The sequence below is a fragment of the Longimicrobium sp. genome (assembly GCA_036389795.1).
GTDB lineage: Bacteria > Gemmatimonadota > Gemmatimonadetes > Longimicrobiales > Longimicrobiaceae > Longimicrobium.
Genome location: DASVWD010000205.1, coordinates 1 through 18,762, shown reverse-complemented (window position 1 = coordinate 18,762; position 18,762 = coordinate 1). Strand labels below are relative to the sequence as shown.

At 72.4% G+C, this 18,762-nt stretch carries 15 protein-coding genes; 4 read left to right on the top strand and 11 right to left on the bottom strand.

Annotation, left to right across the window (positions count from 1 at the left end):
* From VF746_24445 to VF746_24415, 7 genes are all read right to left on the bottom strand, one after another.
* Positions 1–567: Rab family GTPase (locus tag VF746_24445; GenBank protein ID HEX8695586.1), on the bottom strand; the 567-nt coding region annotated here is incomplete at its 3' end.
* Positions 567–1,199, bottom strand: a complete 633-nt coding sequence (locus VF746_24440; protein ID HEX8695585.1) for a hypothetical protein — start codon at positions 1,197–1,199, stop codon at positions 567–569. The genes VF746_24445 and VF746_24440, both read right to left, overlap by 1 nt.
* A 5-nt stretch (positions 1,200–1,204) precedes the next feature.
* Positions 1,205–2,809 (bottom strand): hypothetical protein, encoded by a 1,605-nt coding sequence (locus tag VF746_24435; GenBank protein ID HEX8695584.1) that lies wholly within the window; start codon positions 2,807–2,809, stop codon positions 1,205–1,207.
* Positions 2,806–4,479: a secretin N-terminal domain-containing protein gene (locus VF746_24430; protein ID HEX8695583.1), complete on the bottom strand. Its 1,674-nt coding sequence runs from the start codon at positions 4,477–4,479 to the stop codon at positions 2,806–2,808. The genes VF746_24435 and VF746_24430 overlap by 4 nt, the downstream gene beginning before the upstream one ends.
* Positions 4,480–4,484: 5 nt before the next feature.
* A complete protein-coding gene (locus VF746_24425) occupies positions 4,485–4,889 on the bottom strand; it encodes a hypothetical protein (protein HEX8695582.1) in 405 nt (134 codons plus the stop codon).
* A complete protein-coding gene (locus VF746_24420) occupies positions 4,886–5,623 on the bottom strand; it encodes a GspMb/PilO family protein (GenBank protein HEX8695581.1) in 738 nt (245 codons plus the stop codon). Before VF746_24420 ends, VF746_24425 begins: the two co-directional genes overlap by 4 nt.
* Positions 5,620–7,248 carry a hypothetical protein gene (locus VF746_24415; GenBank protein HEX8695580.1) on the bottom strand — a complete coding sequence of 543 codons (1,629 nt, stop codon included), beginning with the start codon at positions 7,246–7,248 and terminating at the stop codon, positions 5,620–5,622. Before VF746_24415 ends, VF746_24420 begins: the two co-directional genes overlap by 4 nt.
* Positions 7,249–7,474: 226 nt before the next feature.
* On the opposite strand from VF746_24415, the gene VF746_24410 reads away from it, so the two are divergent.
* From VF746_24410 to VF746_24395, 4 genes are read left to right on the top strand one after another with little or no spacing between them, the layout of a single operon-like run.
* Complete coding sequence (locus VF746_24410) at positions 7,475–8,050, top strand: hypothetical protein (protein ID HEX8695579.1); 576 nt, start codon at positions 7,475–7,477, stop codon at positions 8,048–8,050.
* Positions 8,047–8,547: a hypothetical protein gene (locus VF746_24405; GenBank protein HEX8695578.1), complete on the top strand. Its 501-nt coding sequence runs from the start codon at positions 8,047–8,049 to the stop codon at positions 8,545–8,547. Before VF746_24410 ends, VF746_24405 begins: the two co-directional genes overlap by 4 nt.
* Positions 8,544–9,779 (top strand): hypothetical protein, encoded by a 1,236-nt coding sequence (locus tag VF746_24400; GenBank protein ID HEX8695577.1) that lies wholly within the window; start codon positions 8,544–8,546, stop codon positions 9,777–9,779. The genes VF746_24405 and VF746_24400 overlap by 4 nt, the downstream gene beginning before the upstream one ends.
* Positions 9,766–11,898 carry a hypothetical protein gene (locus VF746_24395; protein ID HEX8695576.1) on the top strand — a complete coding sequence of 711 codons (2,133 nt, stop codon included), beginning with the start codon at positions 9,766–9,768 and terminating at the stop codon, positions 11,896–11,898. Before VF746_24400 ends, VF746_24395 begins: the two co-directional genes overlap by 14 nt.
* Before the next feature lie 61 nt (positions 11,899–11,959).
* Here the strand turns inward: VF746_24395 and VF746_24390 are convergent, their stop codons facing one another.
* From VF746_24390 to VF746_24375, 4 genes are all read right to left on the bottom strand, one after another.
* Entirely contained in the window at positions 11,960–15,034 is a 3,075-nt protein-coding gene (locus VF746_24390) for a tetratricopeptide repeat protein (GenBank protein HEX8695575.1), read from the bottom strand.
* 18 nt (positions 15,035–15,052) lie between these two features.
* Positions 15,053–15,805 carry a hypothetical protein gene (locus tag VF746_24385; protein ID HEX8695574.1) on the bottom strand — a complete coding sequence of 251 codons (753 nt, stop codon included), beginning with the start codon at positions 15,803–15,805 and terminating at the stop codon, positions 15,053–15,055.
* A gap of 100 nt (positions 15,806–15,905) precedes the next feature.
* Positions 15,906–16,907: a DNA-processing protein DprA gene (locus tag VF746_24380; GenBank protein ID HEX8695573.1), complete on the bottom strand. Its 1,002-nt coding sequence runs from the start codon at positions 16,905–16,907 to the stop codon at positions 15,906–15,908.
* Between the two features lie 28 nt (positions 16,908–16,935).
* Entirely contained in the window at positions 16,936–18,252 is a 1,317-nt protein-coding gene (locus tag VF746_24375) for an HAD hydrolase-like protein (GenBank protein ID HEX8695572.1), read from the bottom strand.
* Between the last annotated feature and the right edge of the window lie 510 nt (positions 18,253–18,762).

Below are 18,762 nucleotides of genomic sequence, written 5' to 3'. Positions count from 1 at the left end.
GAGCGCGCGCGCCCTCGCCGCCTCCATCGCCGCGCCCAAGGGGAGCAGGATCCCCCTGCGCTCGCGCGCGATCGAGCCGAAGGCCGGCCAGTCGGCGGGGTTGAGCAGCGCCTGCATCTGGTCCCAGCTCATGATTTCCCGGAGATCCTGCTTGTTGTACTGGAGGACCACGGGGACCTCCTCGATGCTCCGCCCGTTCGCCTCGAGCGTCCGCCGGAGGTCGTCCATGGCCACCAGGTTCGCCTCGGCACGCGCGTAGTGGCTGTCCGCTACGAAGACCACCGCGTCGGGATCGCGCAGGTTCTGCTGGCGGGCGCGCACGTACTGCACCTGCCCCGGGACCGTCTTCACGTTGAATTGCAGCGTCCACCCGTTCGGGAGCGGGACGCTGATCGGGAGGAGGTCGAAGAAGACGGTGCGCTCGCCCTCCGTCTCCTCCTTCACCAGCCGCGCGCCCGGGAGCTGCGACTCGATCTGCTCCAGCGTGGTGGTCTTCCCACAGAGCCCCGGGCCGTAGTAGACGATCTCGGCGATGTAGCGGCGGGCCGCGAAGTTCGTGCTGGCCATCAGACCTCTCCCAGGAGCTGGCGCCGCGCCGTGGCGGCCGCGGTGTCGTAGAGCGCCAGGAGCTCGTCCGCGCGGGCGTCCATCCCCGCGCGCGCCACCTCGGCGGCGAAGCGCTCCCGGCCCTGCCGGAGGGCGGCCTCGACCGCCGCGGGATCGCGGTGCAGCGCCTGGTGCTGGAGCGAGAGCAGCGCATCGCCGGCGATCGTCGCCGGGAGCATCCGGATGCGCGCCTCCTCCGTGAGCCGGGGGAGGGGTGCTCCGGCACTGCCCCGCGGCGGCACCCGCACCACGGGGTCCGCCTCCTCCACCAAGCGCAGCACGTCGTGCGTCCCGTCCACGTCGAACGGCCGGGAGCCGCGCACCGGGCTCGCGAAGGGCGGATCCGGCGGGCCCGCCGGGATGCGGGAGTCCCGGGGCAGGGCGGACTCCGGCTCGGGGCGGTGCGCCTCCGCCCGTCCCGGGAGCGGGCGCACTCGGAGGTCCCAGACGCCGTCGGCGCCGGGGGGCCGCACGTCCACCACCTCGACGTTGAACAGGGCTCCGACCGCCCGGGCTCGCTCCAGGAGCGCGGCGCGGGCGGGCGCGACGGACGCGGCGAGGCCGGCGAGCTCGGCGATGGGGTCGTGGGGCATACGGGTCAGGGGGTGGGGACGGGGGCGACGACGAAGCCGCCGGGGATCGCGGCCGCGATCAGGTCCGCGCCGGCGGCGCGGTGGAGGTAGACCAGCGGTCCGGCAGTGGGGCCGAGCGGCAGCCTGGCCACGGGGGTGAGCCGCGCGGCGTCGTAGACCGTCACGCCGGCGGCGGCCGCGACCGCGAACCGGGTCCCGCCGCCGCCACGCAGCCACGCGACCGACTGGGCGCCCGCCACCGCGAGGGTGCCCCGCACGCGGAGGAAGGGATCTAGGACGGCCACCTCCTCCTCACCGAGCACGAGCAGCGCGGCCCCGTCGTCCGAGAGCTGGAGGTCCAGCACCGTGCCCAGCCGGTCCTCCGCCAGGGTGTTGCGGATCGCCAGCGCCGACGCGGCCGCGGAGCCGGTGGCGGCGCCCTCGATGCGGAGGATCGCCGTCCCCGCCCCGCACGCCGGACCCGCCCCGTCGCCGGAGCCCGCCACGTAGACGACCCCGTCGGCGCCGGCCGCCAAGCGGCTCCCGCCGAGCGCGGTGGAGAGGCAGAGCGACGCCGCGCTCAGGCGCTGGAGCAGCTCGCGCCCGCCCGACGGCGCCGCGGGACCGAAGACGGCCGCCAGAGTGCTGGTGTCCCCGCGCAGCACGTCCGTGAAGGCGGGGAGGACGAGTGCCGGGCGCGGGCCGGCGGCGGGCTCTCCGGGGGACGTCCCGACAACGCGCAGGACCCCCGCCGATCCGGGCTGCGCCACCTGCCCCTCGATCACCTGCACCCCGCTCGGGACCGCGGCGAAGACGTCGGCGCACCCCGCGTCCGCGCAACCGAGCGCCAGCGCGCGCCCGGTCGGCCGCACCGCCCCCAGGAACGTGGTGTCCAGCTCCAGCTCGAGAGCCGGGAGGAGCGCGCTGGCGGGGGCGGAGATGCCCGCCGCGTCCGCCCGCAGGAACGAGAGCTCGCCTCCCCCGGCGCCGAGCACGGCGAGGACGCCCGCGCGGTAGGCGACGCGCCCCGGGCGCACCCCGGCGGGAACGCTGCCGAGGAGCCGCCCCTCGCCGGAGAGGTCCAGGACGCCGACCGCGCTCTCCCCCGGCACCGGAAAGAACGCCCGTTCCAGCTCCGGCGCCGCCGCCAAGTCGGCGGGCGCGGCTCCGTCTCCGGCGCGGACGCGCTGGCCGGCGTAGACGCGCGCCGTCCGGACGGCCGCCTCCGCCAGCGTGGGCGCCGCGGCGGAGTCGTCGGAGGCGTAGACGCGGCGCCCGTCCGGGTCCGCGACCACCCCGGTCAGGAGCAGCGCCGCGCCGCGCTCGATCCCGGCCGGGATCGCCTCCACGGGGACCTCGCCGGCTTCCCCGCGGACGGGGACCAGCGCCGAGCGCCAGAGCACCGTGCGCGCGGAGTCGAGCAGGAGCAGCTGCACGCGCAGCCCGTCCTGTGACGAGGCCTGCAGCGTTACGCCGAGAGTGTCGCTCTCGTAGAAGGCGAGCTCTCCAGTCGGGAGGCGGAGCTGGACGCCGGGGTCCTCTCCGGGCTCGAACAGCGCCGGACGGTCCATGCAGGCGGTCGCCCCAAGGAGGGCGGCGAGCGCAGCGGCGCGGGCAGGTAGGCGGGTCACGGCGTGCTCCTCGTCGGCGTGTCGTGCACGTGCGGGACGAGCACGATCACCAGGTCCATGTAGTTGCTCGACAACTCGTCCCTCCGGAACAGCCGGCCGAGGACGGGGAGGCTCCCCAGCACCGGGACCCCGCTGGAGGCGCGGGCGTGCCCCTGCACGGTGAAGCTCCCGATCACGATCGGCGTGTCGTCGTCGACGATCACCTCGGTGGTGGTGCTGTGCCTCCCGCCGGTGATGCTGCGTCCGTCGGGGGAGAGCGTCCCCCCGTCGCGCACCAGGTCGACCTTCATCCGCACCTGGCGCCCGCCGTCCAGCACGATCGGCGTCACCCTCAGGGTCGTGCCGGTGAGGAACTGCGCGAACCCGCCCGCGGAGATGCCGGCCGGGGCGCCGGGGGTGCCGGGCGCCGCGCCCGTCCCGGGATAGGCGCCGGGCTGCTGGAGCGAGGGGTCGCCGCCCGCGCCGGGGCTCCCCGGCTGCGCGCCCGGAACGATCACGCCGCCCCCGGCCAGGATCGGCTGCGGGTTGGGCAGGATGTAGGAGTCGCCGACGTTGATCTTCCCCTCCCGCTCGGAGGTGGTCATGACCAGCGGGCGGGTCTCCGTCTCCGCGAAGCCGGCGGAGGTCAGCGCGTCGATGAACACGTTGAGCCCGATCGGCGTGTTGCCGATGCGGCGCCGCAGCGTAAACGTCGGCCCGGAGAGGCCGGGGATCGAGCCCGCGCCGCTGCCGCCGATGTTCACGCCCGTGGACTGGCCGCCGGTCGAGTCGTTCAGCACCGGGACGAACGAATACGAGACGCCCCGCTTGTCCATCTCCGAGCGGTTGACCAGGAGCATCCACGCCTCGATGCTCACGTTCGCGGGGCGGCGGTCGTACTCCGCCACCACCTCGCGGATGGCGGCGACCTGGTCGGCGGAACCGTAGACGACCAGCGTCCGGCTGATCTCCGGGTCGCCCATCACCTCCACGCTCCCCGGCGCCGTCGAGTCGGCGGCCGCCCCCTCGAACATCGGCTGCAGCGCCGCCACGACGTCGCGGGCGTCGCGGAACTGGAGGTTGATCAGTTCCGGCCGGCGGCCGCGGTTCGCCTCCCGCGCGCTCACGATGGTGATGATCCCGGAGGGCGCCTGGACGGCGCGGAGGCCGTGCGCCTCCAGGATCGACTCCAGCGCCTCGTGCCAGTAGCGGTCGCGGATCTCGCCGGTGAGCCGCATCGCGCGCACCTCGGGGTCCGAGCTCACCACGATGTCGACGCCGACCCGCTCCGCGATGTAGCTGGCCACGTCGGCCACGGGCGCGTCGAAGAGCGGGAGGTCGATCCGGGGCGGGTTTGCGCCGACGCGGATCCACTTCCCCTGCCGCACCGGCTCCTGCGCTCCGCGCCGGACCGGAGCGGCGGGCGGGGCCGCGGGAGCGGGCGGCGGGGCGGCCGCGGTGTCGCGTGGGGCGGCCAGCCGCGCCACCGGCCGGGCGGTGGGCCCGGACCGCGCGGCGGCGGCCTCCGCGCGGCGCAGCGAGTCGGCCTCCTGCTCGGCGCGGAGCTCGGCCAGGGTGCGGAAGCGCGGCGACGTGCCGCCCAGGCCGCCGGCGCAGCCGCCCGCGGCCAGCAGCAGGAGGAGGCCCCCCGCGCGCCGGGCGGCGGGCGCGGGACGGAAAGGAGACGGCACGGCGCTCATGGGGTGGAAGGCGTTGAATCGCGGAGGGCGACATCCAGCACCGTCGTGCCACCCAGGGCGGGGACGGCGACGCGGACGCTCCGGGGGCGGATCTGCAGGATGCGGTACTCGCCGACGCGGTCCCCCGGGCGCACCACGCGCCGGACCGGCGGGCGGCTGTCCAGCCGCACCACCGCGAGCGGCCGGTTCGGGTGGTGGGAGTCGACGCCGATCAGCGTGACCTCCAGCGCGGGGAGGTCCTGTCCCGCGTAGAGGGCGGCCGGCGGGACGAGCGGGTCCCGGCCGCCGCGCGGGTATGCCCAGCGCGCGGGCGGGATCGCCTCGGGACCCGCGGCGGCGCCCGCCGCGGCCGAGGAGGCCAGCACCGCGGCGGCCAGCAGGGCCGCGCCGCGCCGCCTCACGGCGCACCTCCCGGCGCGAAGGAGGAGCCGGCCGCGAGCGTGTCCGGGGAGGCCGCGCCGGTGTCGCCCGGCGGGAGCGTGTACCAGAGCAGGTCGAACATGGCGGATGCCTTGAAGGGGGTCTCGCCCGCGTCCGCCAGCGCGGCCGCCACCCCGGCGCTGTCGGCTGGTGCCAGGGCGCCGCCCGCTCCCGGGGTGCCGTACGGCCGGGCGCCGCGGAGGAGCGAGTCGGGGATCGCGTGCAGCCGGAAGCCCCGGGTGCGCGTGAGGCGCTGGAGGGAGGCGAGCTCGGCGAGGAGGTAGCCGACGTCCTCGTAGCGCCCCACCACCCGCACCGCGTAGCCGCCGGTCTGGAAGCGGCCCTCGGTCCCGGCGGGAAGCGGCTCCGTCGCGGTGATGCGGACGCCGGCGCGGCGCTCGATCACGCCGAGCGCGTCCTTGACCTGGGCGGAGAGCGCGGCGGCTTCGGCGGCCGGCGGGATGCGCGTGGCCAGGAGGAGGGAGTCCGCCCGGAAGCGCTCCAGGAGCGAGTCCAGCCCCGCCGGACCGTGCAGGACGGCCGCCGCGCGCGCCTCGCGGACCTTCGCCTCGCGCGCGGCGACGGCGTGCTCCCGCGTGGCGGCCGAGGCGGTGGCGGGGCGGTAGTGCCGGGCGTACCACGCGAGCGCCCAGACCGCGAGCGCGGCGGCCGCCCAGCGCAGCACCTTCGCCCGGTTGTGGGGGAGCGCGATCACCGCCCGTCCCCCGCGCTCGCGGGCGTGTCCGCGGCGGCGCCCTCCGGCCCCGCCGGCGCGCGCCCGGCCAGCTCGAAGTGGACCACCGGGGTGCGCCCGATCTTGACCGTCGTGCTGCGCACCACCTCGGCCTCGCTCGCCGCGCCGTCCGCCACCAGGGCGCGCGCGAAGGCGCCGGCCACGGCCTCGCTCGCGGCGTAGCCGCGCACGCGGAACGACACGTGGCCGGTGGCGGGATCCTCCCCGTCGGAGAGGACGTCCGACACCCACGCCGAGGCGGGGACGGCCGCCGAGACCGCGTGCAGGAGCCGGGGCCAGGCGTAGCGGCCGCGCTCCAGCGCGGCGACCGCGTCCACCCGGTCGCCGAGCGCCCGGCGCCGCGCCTCCAGCAGCTGGCTCCGCGCGAGGGTGGCCGCCACCGCGGCCGAGTCGGTGGCGACGCGGGCCTCCCGCTCCGCCACCGCGCGCTCGTGCTCCTCCACGCGCGCTCCCAGGAACGCCGTCGCCGCCCAGAGCACCACGGTCGCCGCGGCGATCCCGCGGTAGCCGCGGTCGCGCGCAACCGTGCGCAGCAGGACGGGAAGCGGAACGCGGCCCGCCTGCGTCGGGCGGTCCTCGGCGGAGGCCCGCAAGTCCAGGTCGAGCACTCCGCCGCCGGGGCCATCCCCGGCCGCGGCGAGCGCCTGCAGCGCCGCCCCCAGCGCGGGAGCGAGCGCCGGCCCGAACACGGCGGCGGGCTCCCCCTGCCACGGCAGCGCCGCCAGCGGGTCGAAGGCGTGCACCGGAACGCCCAGCGCGGCGCCGAGCGCGTCCAGGAAGCCCGCCACCCGCGAGCCGCCTCCCGAGACCCACACCTCGTACGCTCCCAGGTCCTCGCGCCCGCTCTCCCGCCGCACCGACTGCAGCCCGCGCGCGATCTCCTGCCGCAGCCTCCCCGCCCATTCCCCCAGCGCCGCCGCCGGAAGCGCTGGCGCGTCGGCCGCGGCGGCGCGCGTCCCGGCGCGGTCGCGGAGAGCCGCGAGCCCCACCAGAGGCGCGTCCAGCGCGGCCGGCTCGCCGCCGTCCAGCACGATCCAGAGCGCGGCCGTGTGGCCGACGTGCAGGAGGACGACGGTACGGCCGGCCGCGTCCGCCTGCGGGCGGCACGCGCGCCAGGCGTTGACCAGGGCGGCGGCCGCGGTGGTGACCGGCCCCTGCTCGCACCCCGCCGCCGCGACCGCGCGCTGCTGCGCCGCCACCGCCTCCGGCCGGGCCGCCGCCGCGAAGACGGCGACGCGGCCCGCGGGCGCCGCGGCGGCGAGCGGCGCGAAGCCCACGCGCGGGGCGGTGACGCCCGCGCCCAGCGCTTGGCCGAGCTGGAGCGAGAGGGCGGCGAGCATCTGCGCGCGCTCCTGCTCCACCACCACCAGCCGCCGGGCCACGCCTTCGGCGGGGCCCAGCGCGATGGCGACGCTCCGCGGGCGGACCCGGCAGCGCGAGAGGAGCGCGGCGACCTCCGCGCCCACGGCCGCCGCGTCGAAACGCGCGCCGTCGCCGCCCGGGAGCGCGTGGTCGACCGCGCAGGTCACCGCGGGCCCCTCGGGCCCGGCGGTGAGCCCCACCAGCTTGATCCGTCCGGGACTCACGTCGATGCCGACGAAGACCTCTTCACGTGCGCGTCGCAGCCGCATTTCGGGGGGTGGAGAGCGTGGCTGAGGAAGGGAACCGCGGGGGGCCGCGGCGCCGGTCCGGGAAGGCCCGGCCGAAATCCGCGCCCGGCGCTGCGGGGTACCCGGCAGGAGCGGCCGAAGCGAGCCGCGCCCGGGATGCTGGTACCCCGGGTCTCCCACCCCGGACGACGACTTCCCGCCCATGCCGCGCCCCCGCACCCGCCCCCGTCCCAACGGCTTCACCCTGGTGGAGATGATGGGCGCCCTCCTCCTCGTGATCGTGATCGGCTCGCTCTTCCTGGCGGCTCCCCGGCCCTCCCCCCGGGCCGAGGCCGGCGACGCCGCGCGCCGGATCCGCGCGATGCTCACCGCCGCGCTGGCCGAGGCGGAGCTGGACGGCGGCGAGGTGATCGTGCGGGCGGAGGCCGTGGCGGCGGAGGGGCGGAGCGGGCGCTTCCTGGCGCTCTCCGGCCCGCCGGGAGTGATGCCGGAGGACGACCCCGCGGCCGACTGGGTGGAGCTCGCCGACGGCGTGGTCTGGCGCGCGGGGACCGCCTCCGCCGACCCCGCGGGCGTGCCCACCGACGGCCGCGTGCCGGGGAGCGTGCGGTGCACCGCCGAGGCGTGCGAGACGGGGGCCGCCGACCACGTCGTCTACTTCGTCGGGCACGCGCGGAGCGCGCGCGTGTCGTGGGCGCTCGTGCTCACGCGCGAGCGCGCCGTGCAGCTCTTCCGCTGGGACGCCACCTCCAACACCTGGAAGACGGAAGCCCCATGAACCCTCCCATTCCCCGGCGGCCGGACGCCGGCTTCACCCTCTACGAGCTCGTCGCGGCGATCCTCCTGGTCGGACTCGCCGTGCACCCGCTCATCACCACCCTCTCCGCCGACACCCGCATCGCCACCGACCGCAGGCAGCGCCTGGACGCCGAGCGCCTGCTCCGCAACGAGGCCGCCCTGCTGGCGGCGGCGGACCCGGCGGCAGTTCCGCCCACGCGCACGTACCGAGCGGACCGGAGCGGCCGCGCCGCCGCGGCGGGAGTGTTCGAGGTCACGGCGCGCCGGACGGTGCGCTGCGGGGTCGGCAACGCTCCGCGCGACAACGCCTCCGCGCCCCCCGTCGCGGGCTGCGCGGCGGGGGGCGTGGTGGCCGACTACACCGTCTCGGTCACCTACCCGCGCGAGGCGGGCGCCGGGGAGACCGGGACGCTCACCCACACCTTCTCCGTGGCGGCCAGCGCGCCCCACGGTGCGGGGATCGGAGCCGTTCCATGAAGCGACTCGACCGGCAGGGGTTCACGATCCTGGAGCTGCTCTTCACCATCCTGGTCGGCGGGCTCTTCGCGCTCTCGCTCGCGCACCTGATGGACACCGCCGGCCGCGTCGGTGAGGCCAACCGCTCGGGCGCCGACGCCCGCGCCCTGGAGTGGACCACCGAGCGGGTGCTCCGGCGCGCGCTGGAGGAGGCGGGCGCGGGAATGCCCTCCGCCCCGAACCTCGGCGGCGTAGGCGTGCGGACCGCTACGCGCACGGACGGGACGCCCGCGGACACGCTGGTCGTGCTGCGCGGCGACGGGGACGCGCTCCCCGTGGCGGCGCGGCCCTGCCGCGCCGGGGTGCCGGACTGCATCGCGCTGGTGGGCGACCACCGCACCCGGCTCGCCGCGGGCGACGTGCTCGTGGTGGGCGCGCGGGGGACGGGGCTCGCGGTGTTCCAGGTGGCGGAGGCGCCGGAGGTGTTCTACGCGCCCTGCGCGGGCGACTGCCCGGAGCGGCTGGTGTGCCCGGTGACGCCGGGGCCCGCGCAGTCCTTCCTCCGCGTGGTGGGCTCGGTCCGGCAGCCCGGGGGCGCGACCTCTCCCGGGCCCTGCCCGCACGCCTTCTTCCCCGACGGCTCGCGCTGCGAGGAGGTCGTGCAGCTGGTCCCGGCGGGCGTGCGGCAGGAGCCTTCCTGCCGCGCGGATGGGCCGCCCAGCGCCTTCACGGAGGTGCACGTGGTGGACCGGACCGTGGCGCTCGGCTTCCCGGCGCCGCCGGCCTCGCTCACCCGGGGCGGAGCGGGCGGGACGCCGCGGGTGCGCGCGGTCAAGGTGCGCGCGTCGCGTTTCTGGGTGCGCGCGACTGCGGGCGACTCGGTCCTGGTCAGGCAGAACGGGCTGCTGGCGTCGGGGGAGTGGCGGGCGGCGGTGGGGGTGGCGGGGCCGGTGCGGGGATTACGGGTAGAGACGCTGCACGGCGGCGCGTGGCGCGCCGGCGCGGGCGTCGGCGCGGCGGACCTGGTGCCGTCCGCCGGGAATGCGAACTACGTCTGGCGCGGCGCGCCGGCGGCCTCCGGCCTCGAGCCCGGGGCGAAGTTCCTGCGCGGCCACCACACCGTCTCCGCCGTCCGCGTCCGCTACCTGTACCGCGCCGCCTCGGCGGGGCACGGGCTGCCCGCCGTGCACGAGGCCTGGATGGTGGTCCCCACCCCCGCCCTGCTGGAGGGAGGCACCGGTGACGTACGCTGAGCCCCGGGGCGGTCCGCGCTCCCGGCTCCGCTGCCGGGGCGGCTTCACGCTGAACGCGGTGCTGATCCTGATCGTGCTGATCACGATACTGGTCACCACCAGCGTCTTCCTCACCGTGACGGAGGAGCGCTCGGCGGGGGCCGCGCGGCAGCGCGCGCGGCTGGCGGCCGCCGCGGACCGGGTGGCGGCGGAGATGCAGGAGCGGCTGCTGGCGCGCGCGCAGTCGGTCTCCGGCGCGCTCTGGGACTCCGACCTGGCGGTCATGAACGCCGCCGCGGTGCTCGACATCGAGCTCACAGACGAGGGCGTCGAGATCGACCCGGCGCGCACCGGGTGGCGCGTCATCGAGGTGCGGGACGGCGAGCGCATCCCGCACGACGAGGTGCCGCTGGCCGCCTGGACGGACCAGCCGCGCCTGGCCTACGCGGGGACGCCGCCGGTGGGCGGGCTGGTGGCGGCGCGGACGCTGGTGGTGGCGGTCTACGCCACCGTCACCGGCCGGGACGGCGGGACCTACCGGGTGCGGCGGGACCTGGCGATCTCGCAGGTGCCGCCGCACCAGCACGCGCTCTACGCCGCCGGCGACGCGGAGCTGTGCTCGTCGGCGACGCCGGGGAGCGCGATCGGCGGCCCGGTGCGCGCCGACGGCCAGCTCGTCGCCCTCACCTGCGCCCACCTGATCCGCTACACCGGCGGCATCGAGGCCCGCGACGGGATCGCGGTCGCCGAGCCCGCGGCGCACTTCGTGGTGGGGACCGACGGGCAGCTCGCGCTCGCGTCCGTCTCCCGCGCTGGCGCGGAGGACGATCCCGCCGCCGCGCTCGCCCCCTGGGGCGGCCGCGTGCGGGTCGCGGCCGCGTTTGGAGGTGCGATCGGGCCGGGGCGCCTGAGCACCGTGGAGGTCGCCGGGTCCGGCGAGTGCGACGACATTCCGGCCGCGGGCGCGCTCGCCTGCGGCGGCGCGGCGCGGTACTTCCCGTCCGTGCAGGTCCAGCGCACCACCTCGGGAGCGGGGCGCGAGTACGCGGCGGTCTGCGGCGCGGCGTACGACGAGGGGTGCGCCGACGTGCTCGCCGCGATCTCCTACCATCCCTGGCCGTTCGCGGGGGCGCAGGCGCCCGGGCTCGCGGCGGCGGATCCCGCCGCGCCGCCCTACCCGTGGCGCGGCCTCCTCCCGGACGCGCGGCGGGAGGGGCGGTGCACCGCCACGATCGGCGGGAACACCTACCGAACCGCCCGCTGCCCGACCAACCTCTACGGCTTCCGCATCAACCTGGCGGCGCTCCCGGCGGTGGCGGGCGGCCTCCTCTCGATCCGGCGCGCCAGCGGACAGGCGCCCGGCGCCAACCCGTCCGGCGCGCAGGAGATCGTCCTGCTGGTGAACGGCGGCTCCCTGGCCGGCCCCCTCACCATTCACTCCGAGATCCCGGTCTACGTGGCCGGGAACTTCAACACGGCCTTCCGCGCCGCCTTTAACGGGCCGCCGCCGGCCAAGATCCACGCGCCGCGCGTGGTGGTGCTCCCCAACGAGGCGCCGGCCCAGCTCCAGACCTCCGCCGTCTGGGACAGCGTGCCGCGCGCGGGCGGCACGACGCCCGCCGCGGAGCCGCTCAGGGCCGAGTCGAACGTCACGCTGTACGCTGTGATCCGGAGCGGGTACTGCCGGAGCGTGGAGGGGCGGTACTTCGGCGGGGCGTGGGAGGGGAGCCCGGCGGTGCTGGGAGACTGGAGCCGCGCGGGGCTGCGGATCGTCGGCGCCGTGGAGGTGCGCGACGCGACCGCCACCGCCGCGGGGTGCGCCGCGTTCGGGGCGGCGCTGGACCAGACGCCCCCCTCCGGGACGGCCACGCTGCAGCCCGCCTCGCGCACGCTCCTCTTCGACGAGCGTCTCCTGCACCCCTACTTCCAGCCGCCGGGGGCGTGGGGGTACGGGAACGTCCCCACGAGCGGGCCGTCGGTGATCCCGGGGCGCACCTACGCGCGCCAGCTCCGCGCGATCGGCGGGACGGTGGTGGTGCGGCGGGTCCATGACGACCGGCGGGGCTTTCCGCCGATCCCGGCGGCGGTGCCGATCCCGGCGCAGGGGCCGTTCCCGGCGGCGCCGCTCCCGCTGCCCTGATCACCGGCCGGGCTTGCCCCGCTACAAGCTCTGAACGCACCCAGACACCGCACCGTCAGATTCAGATGCGAGTGCCTGGAACCAGAACAGCTGGGTGAATGATTTCGCGGGTTCCAGATTGAAATTGCAGCAGCGATACCCTGATCCGAATCTGTCCTTTCGGTCTTTTGGCGGACGGTAACGATGCCATAGCGCGCGAAAACTCGCGGAGCGATTGGTGCGGAGCGTCCTGGCAAGAGGTGAGCAGGTTCTCCCATACCAACTTTGCAGCGTCGGCAGGTGAAACCCCGTTACCCGGAGAGAGTTTGGGAAGCTCCAGGGCGCAGTCGCATACGGAGGTGAGTTCCACTCCGGCCACGGCTAGATTCCGCTCATGGATAAGCGGCACCATCCTGTTCTCCCACGCCACGTTCATCACGTGTCTCATCCCGGGCATCCCGTTCCCCTGACGAACAGGCAAACAGATCCACGAACGGCCAATCAGGTGACCAACTGGCGTATCCAACATCATGCTGGTGATTGCTTTCGGTAAGCGTAACCGTCTTCCGAACGCACAGAGCCGAGAGCCAAGGACGCGCCCGGCCTCCTCATCGAAGGCAACAAGGACGTAGACTTCCTTCCGGAGCGCCTTCACCATTGCCTTGGCATACGTATCCGGGTCGATGTTCTTTTCGCGTTTGATGCCCGCCAGCGTAACGTGAGGCGGAATTAGGATCTCCACCTCTCTCGGCAGGGGAATGAGCTCGGTAGACCCATTTTCGGTGATGTCGAATGGAGTCCCCCACACGTAGAGATCGCCGTGACCTTCGAGAGCGGCTGCGGTACGTCGGAAATGCGTCACGTCGGAGCAACAGATCAAGAACTTGACACCGAGCATGGATCGACAGATTCCCCACAGTTCACCGCTATGGAAATGGTACCAGAGGGGCAATATCCCATGTCTGTGCTTTGGAATACAGGCACACCAGCCATGCAACTCTTTCAGCAGCTCTGGAAGGCCCCGGAATGGCGGCGTTCGAGAGCGCTCGACATCGGAAAGCCGCGCTCTCGAGAAGTTGAGCACGTCCGCCACCGACTCTAGACGATACCTGTCCGCGATGGTCTTCGATTCGTCTAAGCACCGCCTCGCTTCTGCAATCTCGCCCTGGTCGAGTTTCAACATACCCAGATCATGAAGCCCTCCAGCCCGCAGGTCGTGCAAGTCCGCTTCCTTAGCGATCTCCAGCATACGCTCAAGCAATGCAATCGCCTCGCCTCTAGAGTCTTCCTCTCTCGCCACTGCCGCCAGCAGTGCGAGGGTTTCGGCGAGTCCGATCGCGTCTCCTATGGCCTCGTGTTCGCGACGCGCATGCTCTAGCCAGCGCCGCGCCTCGTAACGATTACCTAGTCGACCGTGCAGCTTTCCGATGGTAAACGCCAACTCGGCACGCCGCCCTCGTATCTCGGATTTCTCCGCTGCCGCTTCGAACTGGACCAACGCACCCCGAAGGAGTCGCTCCCTCTCCTCGGGGGAGGCGTCGTCGCCCAGGCTCTCTGCTTCCAACATGAGGCACCGCGCCAGAGCCGCCTCATCTCCGGCCATCGTAGCCAATTCCTTTGCGCGGACAAGGAAATCGACGGAGGCTTGCCCGCGGTCGTGGTCCCGGCAGAGCAGCGCAAGTTGGAAGAGGAAGCGAATCGATTCGCGCTCAGGGCGAGCAGTCGCAGCCAAGGCGAGCGCCCTCGCCAAGCACGCAGCCGCCTGATCCTCAAGGCCGTGCGTCAAAAACAGTCGCGCGAGGATTTCGAGGCAACGACATTGTCCGTTGACATTCCCTAGAGCCTCAAACGTCGACAGGGAAGCTCTCAGGGAGTTGCGTGCGTTCTCCCACTGACCGCCCATCAACTGGATCTCACCCCTGAAAGCGAGCGTGCGGCCAAGGTTATCAATGCTATTCGCCTCCCGGAAGAGCGGCTCGGCCCGGGAAAGGCGTGTCATCGCGTCGGCGAGTTTGCCTTCTCGGCGAAGCAGCACAGCCATGCTCGAAAGGCTGACACCGAGATTCACAGCTGCCTTCTTCCTGTCTTCTCCAATCGAATCCCGGTATTCGGCCCGGCATAGCTCCTCGGCTTGTCGCAAGAGACGATGCGCCTCTTCGAACTCACCGAGAAGCTCCTCAGCCCGGCCGAGGCCAATGAGGTGCATCGCCTCCGCGAAACGATCTTGTCGCTCTCTGGCCAGGTGAACAGCTTCACGGAACGCAGATCTCCCCGCCTCTATGTTGCCGAGAAGAAGTTCAGCTTCACCTAGCTCACTGAGTACGTTGTCTCTCTTGACGAACTTGGCGTCCTTCGGAATGCTGGCGAGGCACGTCAGGAGGGTATCGCGAGTTGTGCTGACATCTCGCTCGTCATTGAGCAGCGTTCCCGCCCTCTCGACTTTCACCCGGAGTTGCGCCGCTGCGCATTGCGCTGCATCGGCCGCAGCTTCCGCCTGGTCGTAGGCTTCGAGGGCGTCGCCATACCGGCCTTCGCTCTCTGCCTTATCTGCTTCCTCGAGGATGCACTTGATTTCGGGAGGAATCTCGTCCGCTGGGGATAGTATCGGTGTTTCCAAGATGGCTCCGCCCGACGCACGAATGAGTTGCATCACATCCGCCACTCCCACCAACTCCGGAAACGCGTTGCGCACATCCGGAGCGATATGAAGCATGCTGCCAATGTCATCACGCCCCCAGGTTATGACATGGCTAGCGGGCAGAACTTCTTCAATGCATCGGCGGAGGTCCCTGCGAAGAGGCGCAGACAGAGGAGCGTTGGTCAGGAAAACATAGTAAGCCGGCATTGCCCAGCTGCCATCGGCGAGCCTCCGCTGGATCTGCTTCGCTTCGGCCGCAGCCGCAGCGCGTACCGCCTTTCCAGGCCGTGCACCGGCTGCACTCGCGCCCGCCACGAACTTTGCCTGGAATACGAACGGGCCCGGGACACTGGAGCCGGGGCCGTGGAAAGGCAGCGGACCTTCAGCGAACGCATCGCGACCCAAGTCGGAGCGACCGCCCCAGGCCTCAACACCAAGACCCAGGCAGGCCTTCAGAAGCGACTGACACAGCTCCTCGAAGCGCGCCCAGCCCAAATCGTCCAACCGGTATGCGGTCATCTTCTTAGCGAACCTCTCCTATTCGAATGAGCCGTACAAATTGTCATTTGGACGAATCCCGTCCGGCAGTTCCTGGCCGACGATGCTGGCCCGGATCACCATGATGTAGTTCGAGCCACCGAGGGTCCCCGGAAAGCCCTTAACTGCAGACACCGCCGCGTGCGAGAAGTCGAGATCGTGCAAGTTGAAATACCGGCGGGAGAATTGGTGAGACAGGGAATAGGACAGTTGATAGAGTGTTTCGTCATATTGATTGACGGCGGCAGCCAACTGCATAGGAACAACAGCCCCATGTGTTACCCTGCTCCTCCCGAGATTAGGCCATCTCGCTTGGTGGGGCAGGAAAAATTCCCCATCGAGATCGTGGTCGAAAGGCTGATCAAGTACCGCCACCGGCCTGTAGTCGTACAGAAGAAGCCGGGTTTGCGGCGACCGGGCGAGCATACGCGTGATCTGCTCATCACGAACCTGCGAGAATTTTGTCGAATCGCGGGCCCGTACCTTGGCTTCCAGGAACCCGGCGCCCTCCAGAACCGCCCCGGTGGGCAGCCGGTAAAGTACAAGAACACCGATATCACCATGCACGGTCTCACGGGGGCCGTGCAACTTGTAGACCTCCCATTCCACCTGCAGCGGAAACCGCAGTCCCTCCAGTTGAATGTGCCTGAACCTTCTTCGGAATCGCCGGACAAGCTCGTGCGTTAGAACATCTTCCTTCCAATCCAGCGGAAAGTGGCCCACCACCACGTCGCGCAACTCGCGCTCGATCATGTACTCGAATTGAAGTAGGTGCATTCGGAGGTCTCGATTCGGGGGCCTCGACACACTGTTACAAGGTAGCGGTACCGCCCGCCCGGCTAATGTAGCGCACTCAAACAGCTTGCTCGAACAAATCCGTCGAACGTGACCGGCGAGATGATTCCCATTGCGCGATCATGCGCTCCAGCGAAGGATAATCCTCCTTCGACTCGACGGGGCGTAAGCCGTCCAGCGCATCAAGCCGGCACCGGAGGAAATCAGCGACCTCGCGGCGTGGTCCGTGGTGCAGCTTGAGCACGCCCTGGATCTTCGGCTCCCCTCTATCGACATCCACCCGGGTGGGAACCGGGTAGGCCACGATGCGGCCGTATTCCAGTGCCGCGCGTGTGGCGTGGAGGCTTCCGCCCTGGACGTCGGTCTGAATCAGGATAATTGCCTGGCTCAGCCCCGCCTGGATACGGTCCCGCTTCACGTAGTTGGGACCGTACGGCGCAGTGCCGTAAGGGTATTCGGTCACCCACGCTCCGCCGGAGGACAGGATGCGCTCGGCCAACTTCGTGTGCCGCTTCGGAGTGATCGTGTCCAGCCCGTGTGCCAGCACGGCGACCGTGTGGCCGCCGGCGTCGAGCGCCGCTTCGTGGGCAACCCCGTCGATCCCCAAAGCAAGCCCGCTGACGATGCTCCATCCCGCCTCGGCGAAGTAGGTGGTCATCCGCCGGGCGATGATCCGCCCGTGCTCCGTCGGCTCGCGCGTCCCGATCACGCCGACCGACCGCCGGTGCGTAGGTGCCAGGTCGCCCTTCACGTAGAGGAACGCCGGCCGGTCGTGCGTCTCCGCGAGAAGAGCCGGGTACTCTTCGTCCGCCGGGGAGAGGACCACGGCTCCATCCTCCTCGGCCGCCCGCAGGTTCTTCCTGGCACGGTCTTCGGCGGACGCCAGCCCGCCAGGCTGTGCGAGGCCCTTGGCGATCGCCGGGGTGAACCGTCCGATCTCCTCGAAATCTCGCTCGGCGAACTGCGGGATCCTCAGCACCGATCCCAGGGCGATCGGCCCGACGCCCGGGAGCCCGCTCAGGATCAGCAGCTTCTCGGTTGCCCGACTCGTGGTCTCCATCACATTCCGTTCGTCGTTCACTGCCGGATCAGGCATTCTCAGTATAGTAGCACTTGGGCTCGCCCCAGTATCCCACGCACCCGCGGAAGCGCCCCCCGTCCCTCCTCCGGATCAGTTTAACCTCCCGCCCGCAGAGAGGGCACACCCGGAACGTCGGGTCGGCCTCGAACGAGGCCCCGGAGACCGTCTTGGTGAGGGCGAGCCCCGCGACGTACGCAGCGCCGTGCTCCAGCAGCCGGCCTCGCGCCGTCTTGAAGGTCCCGCCGGCAGTCAGCACGTCGTCCACCACCAGGATGCGCTCGCCCGGCGCCGTCTTCACCAGCTGCAGGGACCGCTCGAGTTCCGCGACCCGCTGCGCCCGCGTGAAGTGCTTGATCCGTTGCGCGTCGGCGGAGAACGCCAGGAGGTCGGGGGCGTAGCGCAGGCCCGAGTTGCCCGGGCCCATCAGCTGCTGCACCGCCGCGAGCATCTCCTCCATCCGGGGATGGCTGCCGGGCTTCGCAGGGATGACGGTGACGGTGCCGATCCGCAGTTCCCGGGCGATCGCGTCGATCGCCTCCGCAACCGCCTGCACGAACCGCGGCTGCTGGAACTGTCCGGGCTCGTTCTTCCGGTCGATCCAGCGGGAGAGGTCGTGCCGCCCGTGCAGGTGGAGCGTCGGTCCTGCGTCCGCGAAGTACCGGCCCAGGACGTAGATGACGAACGGACCGCCCTGCCCCAGGAGCTGCGTCACGACCCGGCGGGTACCCGCGGGGGCGTCCCGCTTCGCCAGCCGCGCCTCCAGCAGCGGCAGGAACTGCACCGGGTCGCTCACGTACGCCAGGATGTGCTCGGGGCGGTCCAGGATCGCGTCCGGGATGATCTGCTGCGCGAAGTAGCTCTTCTGCGGTCCCGCCTCCCACGTGCACTGGACCGGCCGCATCGAAGCGTGGTAGGCGGCCTCCACGTCTCCCTTGGTGTCCCCCAGGTACGCCACGGCCGTACGGTCGGCGAGCCCCATCCGCTCGGCCGCGAGCAGGAGCCCCTCCGGGTGCGGCTTCTGGTTCACGACGTCGTCGTACGAGACGACGGTGGCCCAGTGTACGTTCGGGAAGATCTGCGTGAGGACGTCCTCCGTGTACCAGCTGTGTGCGCGGCTGACCACCCCGAGCGGCAGCTTGCGGCTGAGCTCGGCGAGCACGGCGTCGAGCCCGGGATAGGCGCAGAGCCTCGGCAGGTGCGGTCGCAGCTGCTCCCGCGTGCCGCGCAGACGGACCTGGTTCAGGTGGTCCGTCGAGCAGAGGGTGTTGTCCAGATCGAAGAGGACGGCCTGGATTCGAGGGTCCGGAACGAAGACGGCGGCCATGGACGAACAGGGGGAAGTCGGTCGGCTGCGGAACCTATAAACATGCCGATTCGGCGCGGATCACGCAACCGTCGCTCCCGGTCTCAAAGGCAGCGTTGGTAACAGTTTGCAAGGCGCGAGAGCAGATCGTGTCAGCCCGGCCTCGCTCGGGAATTCTGCGGATGCGCTGCGGGGCCATGCGGGCGGTGAGGTAGGGGATGACAACCCCGGAGAGAGGAAAAGGGGGTGGGTGTTCGTGTGGGGGGCCGAGTCGTCTCCCACGTCGGCGGGGCCAGCGGTTCGGCCCTGGACCGGCCCGGGCCCGCGGGGGGTGCGTCCCTCCGCGGGCCCGTCTCTTTGCCCACCTCGGGGAGCAGGAGCAGCAGCGATGGCGACGGAGACCACGGAGAAGAAGACGAAGGCGCCGCGCTCGCGCGTGGCGGAGGCCGGCCGCAGGCGCGGGGTGAAGGAGGAGCCGCCGTCGGCTCCCTCGCGTCCCACCCGCGCGAAGCCCAGCGCGGGGACGGACAC